Below are 12148 nucleotides of genomic sequence, written 5' to 3' on the forward strand. Positions count from 1 at the left end.
AAAAATGTCAAATCAACGTGCGGATGTAGAATCTGAATTATCAAAAAGTAATCGTTTACAGTTGCCTGGAAATTTAAATAAACCGACAAACGTGCGCTGGCAAATATTTATTGCCTTACTAGGTCTTACAACGATCAATTATATCGATCGAGCTGTTTTATCTGTAGCAATGCCAGCAATACAAGAGGACTTGTCTTTGGATCCTGCAATTGTGGGTCTGTTATTAAGTTCCTTCTTCTGGGGATATGCGCTTATGCAAATCCCGATTGGATGGATTGCCGATCGGTATCGGCCGGATAAGTTAATTGTAGGTTCAGCATTTGCTTGGGGAATCGCGCAAACATTAACCGGGTTTGTCAGCACCAGTAAAATGCTTGTTTTATTACGTGTCATCCTTGGAATTGCAGAATCACCTATTTTTCCCAGTGGGGCAAAATTACAATCTGTCTGGTTGACTTCTAAAGAAAGAGGGCGTGGTGCCACCTTGCTTGACAGCGGTGCATCATTGGGAACGGCCCTTGGTGGACCTGTGACAGTCGCTTTTATGGCATGGCTGGGAGGATGGCGTGGCGCCTTGATTGGAGTCGGCATACTGACAATTGTCATTGCCTTTATAAGCTGGAGGGTGATAAAGGGCACTCCGGAAACCAATCCCAGGGTGAATGAAGCAGAGCGTGAATATCTTAGAAAAGCTCATTTAGAAGAATACAAGAACGATTCAAATCAAAAAGACGCCAAGGCTGCCAGAATGAAACATTACTTGAAAAGCCGTAATTTTTGGGCCATGTGTATCGGCTTTTATTCTTTAAATACCATTTTTTTCGGCCTCATGACATGGGGTCCCAATTATCTTGCCAAAACCCAAAATTTAGATATTACAACGGTGGGTGGGGCCATTTTGCTTATTTTTGGTACAGGTGTTATAGGTGAATTAACCGGAGGATGGATTGCAGATACCTGGAGAAAAAAAGGCGGCAAGTTTAATACAGTTATGCACACACTTCTTGTTGCTTCTGGACTAATAAGTGCAGCTTGCATTCTTCTGTTAACCTTATCCACTTCACCAGCGATGGCGGTCACACTGCTTTGTATCGCATTGTTTTTCCTGCGCTGGGCTGGTTTGTATTGGAGTATCCCCGCTGCCATTTCCCAGCGTGACCATATTGGAACGGTGGGAGGAAGTATGAATTTTGCAGGCAATATGGCAGGTGTGATCACTCCAATCGTTATTGGTTTTATTGTATCGTCTACAGGCTCCTATTTTTTGGGATTGCTTCTTTTTAGCGTGTTTGGTCTAGTTCTTGCCGGAGCATCATTGCTTATCGATTTTACAAAAAAGATAGAGGCAGTGTAGTTGAAAACTATGCGTACACTCCCAATTTTCCTGTTTGATTGAAACGAAGGGTAGAGGCTGCTTGACTGCTCATGATCGCTGCATTTTGCTAAGTAGTGAACAAAATCTTGGCCGGTATAATCGAATTTTTGCCGGATTAAGAAAAGAACAGTCAAGGGCCTTTTTCCTGGGAAGTTTTAGAAATTATCCATCCCATTGAAATTGTATAAATTATTTACAAAGGGATTGCAGTAAGCCGGTAGGATGTGCTTTAGATAGGTTAAAGAAATGTAAATAGAAGTTTTCAAAAAATAAATAAATAAATGTGTTGAAATATTCAAATATTCAATCTACTATATTCTATATAATCGATAATACATTTTTAATAAGACCATTTGAAAACGTTTTCACTTGTCGGTCTCATATTTCGTAATCATTTGCAATAAATCACGAAGGTTCAGAGGAGGGATTATATATGAAGAAAACAGGTAAAAGGTTAGGCGAATTGTTAAACATATTAAATGTTTCCATGCTTGCATTGATGGCTATTCTTGTTTTTGGAAATGTCGTTTTACGTTATGCCTTTAACTCGGGAATCATGTGGTCGGAAGAAATGTCACGCTTTCTATTTATATGGCTTTGTTTCTCAGGAGCGATCGGGGCACTAAAAGATAACGAACATCTTGGTGTTGATGCATTGATCAAAAAATTATCATTGGGTAAGAAACGGCTTCTTTATACTTTGAGCAATGTAATTATGCTTTATATTCTATGGTTAGTGTTTGATGGCAGCTGGAAGGTTGCCATAGCGAATCTTCATATACCATCTCCAGTCACAGGAATGCCCATGTTTTATATTTACATCACGGGGGTCATTGTGAGCGCATTAATGGCCTGTATTATTATTAGAAATCTTTATAAAGCCTGGTTTGTGCGTGATTCAATTGAAGACTTAATAAAAACCGTCGAATCAGAAGAAGAAATCCTGTTTACTGAAGAAGCCAAAACTGCTCAAGGTGGTGGAAGGTAATGACATTAACTGTATTTTTGGGCTCATTGCTTGCCGCTATGGCCATAGGGATGCCAATCGCGTTTGCACTCCTGGCAAGCGGTGTCGCACTTATGTTATACCAGGGCATTTTTGACAGTCAAATCATTGCCCAAAATTTTATTAATGGAGCCGATAACTTCCCGCTTATGGCGATCCCGTTCTTCATTCTTGCAGGAGAATTAATGAGTATTGGGGGGATATCGAAACGAATCATTGGCTTTGCATTAGCACTTGTCGGACATATTCGCGGCGGATTAGGTTATGTGGCCATTCTGGGGGCGATTTTATTTGCAGGCCTTTCCGGTTCGGCTGTTGCAGATACGGCAGCACTAGGAGCGATCTTGATTCCAATGATGGTGCAAGCAGGTTATGACCGGAATCGCTCAACCGGGTTGATAGCGGCAGGAGGAATCATTGCACCAATCATTCCCCCAAGCATCCCGATGATTATTTTTGGAGTGACAAGCGGCGTATCGATTACAAAGTTATTTATGGCAGGTATTGTTCCGGGCCTTCTCATTGGCTTAGGTTTAGCAATTGTTTGGTGGATCGTTTCCCGGAAAGAAAATATTGAAGTGCTGCCGCGTAAATCATTTAAGGAGATACTGCAAGCGACGAAACAAGCGTTTTGGGGCTTAATGCTGCCGCTAATCATTATTGTTGGGCTGCGCGGAGGAATATTTACGCCAACGGAAGCTGGTGTAGTCGCTGCTTTCTATGCACTATTTGTCGGAGTGGTCATCTACCGGGAAATTAATCTAAAGGAATTATATAAGGCATTTAATACCTCAGCCAAAATGACAAGTGTCGTCATGTTTCTTGTTGCTGCGGCAATGGTATCAGCCTGGTTAATCACGGTTGCGAATATCCCGGGTGAAATCACTCAAATGCTCACGCCATTCATGGATAATCCATTGCTCTTGTTAATTGCGATTAACGTAATAATTTTATTGGTTGGTACAGCCATGGATTTAACCCCAACGATACTCATTTTGACACCCGTTTTAATGCCAGTTGTGGAGATGGCGGGTATTGATCCCGTTTACTTCGGCGTACTCTTTGTCCTTAACAACTGTATTGGTTTATTAACACCGCCAGTGGGTGTTGTTCTGAACGTTGCTTGCGGGGTCGGCAAAATCGGGATGGAAGACATCATGAAAGGGATTTGGCCATTTTTATTAGTCGAAATACTCGTTTTAGTCTTGCTGATCTTGTTCCCTTCCATCGTCACCGTGCCGCTTGAATTTTTAACAGATTAGGAAATTATTCTACATCAGATAGTGAATGCTGTTTGTAAGATATCGATAATCTATAAATTTTCTCGATAGGGAGGTGAGGTATTTCACATTTGAGTTCTTGCAAGTGCTGTGAATGAAGATATAAGGGGGAAATTGAAGTGAAAAAGATTCTGTTAACATTGTTAGTAAGTATTGTACTTATCGGTGTAACAGCATGTTCCGGCAGCAAAAATACTGCAGCTCCGTCAGACTCGAAAGCTACAGCCTCCAGTGGAGATAGTAAGGGAGCAAAAGTTATTAAATTGGGTTCAGTAAATAATGACAAACACACTCTTCATGATGGCTATGAAAAATTTAAAGAAATCGTTGAAAAAGAAACAGATGGAAAGGTAAAGGTAGAGATCTATGCGAATGGTTTGCTTGGAAATGACAGGACCATGATCGAGGGACTGGAATTAGGAACGATTGAAGCCGTAGGCGTTTCTACTTCCATGTTAGCGAATTGGGCCCCGTCCATGCTGGCATACGATCTGCCATTCTCCATTTCAAGCGAAGAAGTCGCAGACAAAATTTTAGATGGACCGTATGGGCAAAAGTCGGCAGAGCAACTGGAGAAAGAAGGTATTCTGCTTCTTGGCTATATGGAAAACGGTTTTAGGCATCTTACCAATAGTAAACGCGAAATCGAAAGTCTCGATGATTTGAAGGGACTTAAAATCAGAACGATGCAGACACCGCTAATTCTGGAAACCTGGAAAGAACTTGGAACAAATCCAACCCCTATGGCTTATACTGAACTTTTTACAGCGATGGAACAAAAAGTGATTGATGGTCAGGAAAACCCCTATGGAAATATGGCTTTGGATAAATTCTATGAAGTGCAGAAGTATCTTACTAAGACAAACCATTCATACAATCCAATGGGATTGGTCGTTTCGAAAAAATTCTATGACAAGTTGAGCAAGGATGAACAATCCATTCTGAAGGAAGCTGGTTTAGAAGCATCAGCCTATCAAAGAAAACTCAATCGAGAAAAAAGCGAAGAGTACTTAAAAATCCTTGAAGATAATGGAATGGTCGCTACAGATTTGTCTGAAAAAGAACGTAAAAAGTTTGAAGACAAAGTCCAAAATGTCTATAAGGGTTTCTCCGATGAGATCGGCCAGGAATATCTCGATCAATATTTGGCTGAATTAAAGAAATATGAAAAATAAGAATTGAACAGCACATACCTGGATCAGAAGAGTAGTCCCTTAGTTTACTAGGGGCTACTTTTCTGAAAAAATAGTAATCAGGATTAGCTGTAGTTTGAGAGCAAAGTGAACAAAGCACTAGATGAAAAAAATATCTGGAGACTTTTTGACAATTCAGACTACCGGTGATATGATTTATTATATTATCGATAATCTATAACACTTATTTTTGCAAAACAACACAAACTATTGCAACCACAGAAAATGGAAGGGGAATGGATATGGTAATCACGGAGAGTCAACAAAACTGGAGAGACCTTGCACGGGATTTTGCTAAACGTAAATTGGAACCGGCTACAGAATGGTTAGAAGGCGAGCAGTTTTGGGATAACGCCACAAAGTTAGCAGATCATGGGTTTCTAGGTTTAACTCTTCCAGAAGAATATGGCGGAATGAATTTAAACTTATTTGACGCATTGCTTATCATAGAAGAACTATGCCGTGTATGCCCAACAAGCGGCCGTCATGCTTACCATGCCAGCATGGGTATTGCTTCGTTTATCAATCATTTAGGTAACGAGGAACAGAAAAAACGCTACTTGCCTTTAGTGACATCAGGCAAACTCTTTGTTTCCCTCGGAATGAGTGAGCCGGAAGCCGGCAGCGCAGCAACCGATATTACAACAACAGCAGTTGAAGATGGAAAGCATTATCGCTTAAACGGTTCGAAGGTGTTTATCAGTGACGCCCATCTTGCTGATTTATTTGTAGTTTACGCACGATTTGGCAACACAGGCCGTACCTCAGATATTGGGGCTATCCTTGTAGAAAGAGGAACTCCAGGATTTACAATAGGTCCAAATGAGGAAAATATGAGCGGAGAAATACAATGTGCTCTATATTTCGAAGATGCGATGGTACCGAAAGAAAATGTGCTTGTAACTGAGAACGCTTTCAAGAAGCTAATGGGTGTATACAACGGGGTACGTTTAGGATTCTTATCTCAAACCCTCGGAATTACACAGGCTGCTTTTGACCGTACGATTGAACACGTAAACCAACGCAAACAATTTGGTAAGGAAATTGCCGAGTTCCAGGGAGTGCAATGGATGGTTTCAGATATGTATGTCCAGCTTGAAACAGCCCGTACGATTCTTTACCGCGCAGGTGAAGCGGCATCTGATAATAAACCAGATAAAAACGCAGTTAGCGTGGCAAAAATTTTCGTAGCTGAGGCCGCTCAAAAAATCACCGATACTTGCATTCAACTCCATGGCGGCTATGGTTTCTCTAAACAATACCCGCTTGAATGGTATTATCGCTGTGTGCGCGCTGCCTCTATTGCGGGCGGAACTTTACAAGTTCACAAGAACATGCTTGCTTCCAGTGTACTGGACAGGAAAATTAGTCAACGTAAATAATAGCTTCATTTAAACTGCAAGGTTATTAATTAGAAAAATAAGGAGGTAATTGGATGGGAACAGCAGCTCATATCCAAAAAAGCAACTCCAAAATCATTTCAGCTGAAGAAGCAGTGAAGAATATCCCTAATGATGCCACCATAACGATTGGTGGCCTCATCTCGATTCTTTGTCCGGAAAAAGTCATGGCGGCGCTAGAAGAGCGCTTCTTATCGACAGCGGAACCTAGAAATCTATCGATCATCACACCGGTCCGGGTAGGATGGGATCCAAAGAAAAGTACCGGGCTTGAACATGTGGCCCACAAAGGGATGCTGAAGCGGCTAGTAAGCGGCAGCTTTAACGTGAAGGAAAGCCCCAAGTTGACAGACATGATTCGTAACAATGAAATAGAAGCGTACAATTTTTCGATGGGCACGATCTTCCAGTTGATTCGATCTATTGCTGGAGGACATCCTGGTCTTCTGACAAAAGCTGGTTTACATACTTATGTCGATCCTCGATATGACGGGGGACGATTAAATGAATATACAGAAGCGGAACTAGTTCGCTTGCTGGAAATCGATGGGGATGAACATTTATTCTATCCTTCTTTTCCGATCAACGTTGCCATCATTAGAGGCACTACCGCCGATGAGAAAGGAAACATTACACTCGAAGAGGAACCAGCGACGCTAAGCGGGCTTGAAATGGCGATGGCTGCAAAGGCCAGTGGAGGGTATGTGATTGCTCAAGTTAAGCGGGTTACTGAAAATCATACGCTTCATCCCCGTTCCGTGGAAATTCCCGGGATTTTAGTAGACGCCGTGGTGATTGATGAGGAACAGAAGCAAAGTTTGTTGCCTGAGTATGATCCAAGCTGGACAGGAGAAATCAGACAACCGATGTCTCAGCTCAGAAAAAACCTGCCACTTGATGCTAAAAAAGTAATTTTGCGTAGAGCGTTAAAAGAAATTACTCCGGGTTCGATTGTTAATCTTGGCGTGGGAATTCCGGTAGAACTGCCACAGCTAACTATGGAAGAAAACTTTTTTAATGAAATCACATTTTCACTAGAACATGGTGCCATCGGTGGTGTTCCAATGGGAGTGGAAGTGTTTGGCGCTCATATCAATCCAGAGGCTTTTGTTACTTCCCCGCAAATTTTCGACTTCTATCAAGCAGGAGGGTTATCTTCATCCTTACTGGGATTTGCCCAGATTGATGGAAGCGGTAATGTGAACGTAAGTAAATTTAATGGTGTGTACCGAGGCTCCGGTGGTTTTATTGATATCACTCATAAGACCTCAAAAATTTTATTCTGCGGCACGTTAACCAGCGGCGGTTTAAAGGTATCCGTTGAAGATGGAAAAATAAACATCGCCAATGAAGGACGATTCAAGAAATTTATCAAGGCTGTTGAACATATGACCTTCAATGCAGGCCAAGCTTTGAAAAAGGGGCAAGAAGTGCTTTATATTACGGAACGCTGTGTATTCCGTTTAGAAACGGGTGGCCTGGTTCTAATCGAGTATGCACCGGGGATTGATGTGGAAAAAGACATCCTTGCTAATGTCGATTGCGAAGTGACGATTTCTCCGGACGTAAAGCAAATGGAGCGAGAACTTTTTATCGAATCTAAAAATGACATTCTATTGGAAAGGGTGTGAAACTAACATGAAAGTGGATCGCATCATAGAAACGGATGTACTGGTTGTTGGCGGCGGCGGCGCGGCAGCAAGGGCTGCACTTTCCGCCGCAGAGGCCGGGGCAAATGTCCGAGTCGCAATTAAATCAAAGTGGCTTGGAGGCGGTTCAACGGCGACAGCATTTTCGGAGTTATTAGCGATTGCGGCAGCGATTGGCCATGCCGATGAACGGGATCAACCCGAAATTCATTACGAGGATACGTTAGATGCCGGCAGAGGTTTTATTGACCCGGAGCTAGTTTGGACGCTTGCCTCTGAAGTCCCGGATCGAATTCAGGACCTAATGGATATCGGGCTAAACTTTGATAAACAAGAAAATGGAAAGTTAGTACAAGGGATGAGCGATTTCGCTACCTATCCACGAACATGCCGGGTAAATGGTGTCACCGCCCGCCATATTTTAGTGGCCCTGTCCAAACAGATCAAGAAACATAATGTCCCAATTGATGAACATATGATGGTGTTTAAATTAGTCACAGACCAGAATCAAAACATTTCAGGGGCGTTGGCAATCCATCGAGAAACAAAAGAACTGGTCCTTTACAAAACACCGTCTGTTATTCTGGCATGCGGCGGTGCCCATCATATTTACAAATACGCGGTAGGAACTCCGGATATGACCGGCAATGGCTACGCAATGGCCTATGAACTCGGTATCCCGCTTATTAATATGGAGTTTATCCAAATCGGGCCGGGAGCAATCAATCCATCGATTACGTTGTTGTCAGGTCCCGTGTGGAAAACCAAGCCGATATTGAAAAACGATAAAGGCGAAAATATCCTTGAAAAGTATGTGCCTCCACATATTCCAATTGATGATGTTTACAAGAAAAAAGTATTTCCATTTACAATTTCAACGGCAGCCTATTATTTTGATACTTCGATTCAGAAAGAGCTTGAGTTAAACCCCACTCCGAATGGGGGAGTGTGGTGTACGATGCCTCCTGGTTCGGAAGACATCGTTCAGCAAAAAATGCCTAAAACGGGCGGGGTCCTGAAGTCGAAAGGAATCAATATTTTTGAAGATCAGTTTGAAGTGGCCCTTGTCGCCCAGTGTATGAATGGCGGCGCTTTGATCGAAAGCCCGGACGGCACCACAAAAATTTCCGGATTGTTTATCGCCGGAGAAACTGCTGGAGGCGTACGCGGCCCTGACCGTCCTGGAGGAAATTCACTGGCTGAGGGACAAGTGTTCGGGCACCGTACTGGACAAGCAGCTGCAGCACATGCTGAAAAAGCAATGATTAATGGAAGTGCTGAAAAAGAATCACTTGGTGCATTGGTTCATCTAAGCGACTTGATCGCCAATAGTTACGGAGATAAAGACCTTGTTCAAGCGATCAACACCCTCAAAGAAGTCATGTATAAAAATTGTTTAGTGATCCGTAATGAACAGCGACTGAACACAGCGCTAACTCATATTGATGAACTAGAACGTTCAATGGATGCCGGAGAATTTATAATCGATAAAGAAAATCTCTTTACTGCGATTGATCTCAAGCATATGCTTATCACTTCCCGGGCGATTGTCATCGCTGCAAAAACACGTACAGAAAGCCGAAGCTGCCATTTTCGGGAGGATTATCCTGAAAAGGACGATTCCAATTGGATTAAAAGTATCTACGTCACTCAAGAAAATGGAGAAATGCAGGTGGGTACACGACATTGGCCAAACAACCGGAGCAGTGAAAGAAGTGAAATAAAACGATGACTCTTGACGTCTCGATACATGACGGTATAGCACACGTCCTTTTCAATAATTTTCCTTTAAACCTGCTATCTAATCATGTAAAATATGGGATAAAGGAAGCTTTTCAATCTCTTTCAGCCGACAAAAACGTAAGAGTAATCTTGTTCGAAACAGCAGGGGAACATTTCTGCTGTGGTGCCGACTTGAAGGAATTTCAAGATAGAATCAATAACGATCGGGTAAGAGAAGCATGGATCGAGGGACATGAAATGCTTCAGGCAATTATCGATGCTCCTCAGCCAACCATTGTTTGTGTAAGAGGTAATGCCCTTGGGGGTGGTGCTGAATTAGCAAGTGCTTTTGATGTCAGGCTCTTTGCCGAGGATGCCAGCTTTGGTTATCCCGAAGTTTCCCGGGCTGTTTTTCCCGGTAACGGCGGATTCGAACGATTCTTGCAGCTGTCCGGGGAAGCAAACGCTGCCTATCTCTTTTTAACAGGGGCTAAATTGACAGCGGAAGAGGCCTTGAGGATCGGAATCGCAAATAAAGTCGTAGAAAAAGACGAACTAGCATCTGAAGGGAAGAGAATCGCCGAATTAATAGCTTCCTATTCTAACGTAACGATTCGAACCATTAAACAAGCGATCATCGACTGTCGCGGTAGCGAACCTTTTTTTCGCAAAGGTATGAATGCCTTTGCAGCTCTTCACAATACGGAAGATATCTCTGAGTCGCTTGATGCTTTCTTTAAAAAAAGAAAACCGGTTTATCAGCATAAATAAAAAAACTTTGAAAACATTCAGATTCCAATAGAGAAGGGATGTTGAAACATGGACTTTGGTTTTAGAATATTTCCAGTTGAAAAACGCGTTGATAAAAGAATTGTTGAGCAGTTTCGAAATGTTGTCACTCCGCATATCAGTGATAATATGAGCCGTTTGCAGGGGGCAAGCTGTGAATTAAGGCCGTATCACAAAGAAGGAAAACTATCGGGGACGGCAATAACGGTGAAAACAAGGCCGGGTGATAACTTAATGGTTCATAAGGCCATCGATATGGCCCAGCCCGGTGAAGTGATTGTCGTTGATGCTGGCGGAGATACAACAAACGCAATCGTTGGCGAAATTATGCAGCGAATCGCGAAAAAAAATGGAATTGCCGGTTTTATCATTAATGGGGCGATTCGTGACACACTGGCATTCAAAAATGACACATTCCCGATTTATGCAAAAGGCGTAACCCATCGTGGTCCTTACAAAGATGGCCCGGGTGAAATTAATGTTCCGATCTCCCTTAACGGTATGATCATTAACCCAGGCGATCTGATCGTGGGCGATGAAGATGGCCTCGTGGTGATCCCAGTGGAGGATGCCGAAGAAATCCTCGCCAAGGTACAAAAACAGGCTCAAAAAGAGGAAGAAATCTTTCAATCCATCGAAGCGGGGACTGTAGACAGAAGCTGGGTTGATCTCACGTTACAAGAAAAAGGCTGCAAAGGCCTTGATACCTCAACATTTATCAGCAGCGAGGGCAGTCAATGAAACCCAAAGTGTATATTACAAGGAAACTTCCCGAGCCAATTATAAACAAAATAAGCAATGCCTTCGAAGTTCGGATGTGGGGGGAAGAAGACACCCCAGTCCCGTATCATATTTTAGAAGAGGAAATGGAAGATATAGATGGTTTACTATGCTTGTTAACGGAAAATGTAGACGAACCGTTAATAAAGAAAGCAAAAAACCTTAAGATTATTGCAAATATGGCGGTAGGCTATAACAATATTGATGTAAACAGTGCGACAAATCAAGGGATCATGGTCACGAATACCCCGGGTGTCTTAACAGAGACGACCGCTGATTTAACCTTTGCCCTGCTAATGGCAACCGCACGCCGCCTAGTAGAAGCATCTGCTGATTTACGAAATGGCGATTGGAATACATGGTCTCCGATGCAGCTAACCGGTCAGGATATCTACGGTTCTACTTTAGGAATCATTGGCCTGGGTAGGATCGGAGAGGCCCTGGTAAAAAGAGCAAAAGGCTTTGATATGGATGTCCTTTACTATAATAGAAGCAAGAAAGTCGAACAAGAGAATGGGTTGGGAATAACCTATACTTCACTTGAAAACCTGCTCCAAGTGTCCGATTATGTATGTGTCATGGTTCCTTACACAGCGGAAACGGAAAATTTAATTGACTCTGAGCAACTTGCCTTGATGAAAAAGAATGCGATCCTGATTAATACAGCCAGGGGCGGCATCGTAAACGAAACAGCTTTATATAACGCCTTGAAAAACAGGGAAATTTGGGGAGCCGGCTTAGACGTTTTTGAAACCGAACCTGTATCTTTGGACCATCCTTTGTTAACATTGCCGAATGTCGTTGCCCTGCCGCATATAGGCAGCGCCAGCATTGCGACAAGAATGAAAATGGCTGACCTTGCAGTAAGCAACTTAACGGCTGGTTTACAGAATGAGAAACCAAAAAATCTTGTAAATGATGTAAGCTTCCTGGACTAAGTGAAGTTTGGTCTTA

At 42.6% G+C, this 12148-nt stretch carries 10 protein-coding genes; all 10 read left to right on the forward strand.

The genetic code is table 11. The features are described 5' to 3' along the window. The first annotated feature begins 4 nt into the window (after positions 1 to 4). The 10 genes from ELQ35_RS04750 to ELQ35_RS04795 all read left to right on the forward strand — a co-directional run bounded on the left by ELQ35_RS04750 (position 5) and on the right by ELQ35_RS04795 (position 12132). On the forward strand, positions 5 to 1354 hold the full coding sequence (locus ELQ35_RS04750) for an MFS transporter (protein ID WP_126863692.1): 1350 nt from the start codon (positions 5 to 7) through the stop codon (positions 1352 to 1354). A gap of 454 nt (positions 1355 to 1808) precedes the next feature. After that, positions 1809 to 2363 carry a TRAP transporter small permease gene (locus ELQ35_RS04755; protein WP_126863693.1) on the forward strand — a complete coding sequence of 185 codons (555 nt, stop codon included), beginning with the start codon at positions 1809 to 1811 and terminating at the stop codon, positions 2361 to 2363. Further along, complete coding sequence (locus tag ELQ35_RS04760) at positions 2363 to 3643, forward strand: TRAP transporter large permease (protein WP_126863694.1); 1281 nt, start codon at positions 2363 to 2365, stop codon at positions 3641 to 3643. The genes ELQ35_RS04755 and ELQ35_RS04760 overlap by 1 nt, the downstream gene beginning before the upstream one ends. A gap of 137 nt (positions 3644 to 3780) precedes the next feature. After that, entirely contained in the window at positions 3781 to 4836 is a 1056-nt protein-coding gene (locus ELQ35_RS04765) for a TRAP transporter substrate-binding protein (protein ID WP_246025977.1), read from the forward strand. 260 nt (positions 4837 to 5096) lie between these two features. Next, on the forward strand, positions 5097 to 6236 hold the full coding sequence (locus ELQ35_RS04770; protein ID WP_185861665.1) for an acyl-CoA dehydrogenase family protein: 1140 nt from the start codon (positions 5097 to 5099) through the stop codon (positions 6234 to 6236). A 53-nt stretch (positions 6237 to 6289) separates the two neighbouring features. Further along, on the forward strand, positions 6290 to 7885 hold the full coding sequence (locus tag ELQ35_RS04775) for an acyl CoA:acetate/3-ketoacid CoA transferase (RefSeq protein ID WP_126863696.1): 1596 nt from the start codon (positions 6290 to 6292) through the stop codon (positions 7883 to 7885). Between the two features lie 7 nt (positions 7886 to 7892). After that, positions 7893 to 9635 carry an FAD-binding protein gene (locus tag ELQ35_RS04780; protein ID WP_185861666.1) on the forward strand — a complete coding sequence of 581 codons (1743 nt, stop codon included), beginning with the start codon at positions 7893 to 7895 and terminating at the stop codon, positions 9633 to 9635. Beyond that, positions 9632 to 10396, forward strand: coding sequence for an enoyl-CoA hydratase/isomerase family protein (locus tag ELQ35_RS04785; protein WP_126863698.1), 765 nt, complete (start codon positions 9632 to 9634; stop codon positions 10394 to 10396). The genes ELQ35_RS04780 and ELQ35_RS04785 overlap by 4 nt, the downstream gene beginning before the upstream one ends. 48 nt (positions 10397 to 10444) lie before the next feature. Further along, positions 10445 to 11155 (forward strand): RraA family protein, encoded by a 711-nt coding sequence (locus tag ELQ35_RS04790; protein ID WP_126863699.1) that lies wholly within the window; start codon positions 10445 to 10447, stop codon positions 11153 to 11155. Further along, the gene (locus ELQ35_RS04795) at positions 11152 to 12132 is read left to right on the forward strand and encodes a 2-hydroxyacid dehydrogenase (protein WP_126863700.1); all 981 of its coding nucleotides are present in this window, start codon (positions 11152 to 11154) and stop codon (positions 12130 to 12132) included. Before ELQ35_RS04790 ends, ELQ35_RS04795 begins: the two co-directional genes overlap by 4 nt. Positions 12133 to 12148 lie beyond the last annotated feature (16 nt).

Origin of the sequence: Peribacillus cavernae (genome assembly GCF_003989135.1) — a bacterium.
Lineage (GTDB): Bacteria > Bacillota > Bacilli > Bacillales > DSM-1321 > Peribacillus > Peribacillus cavernae.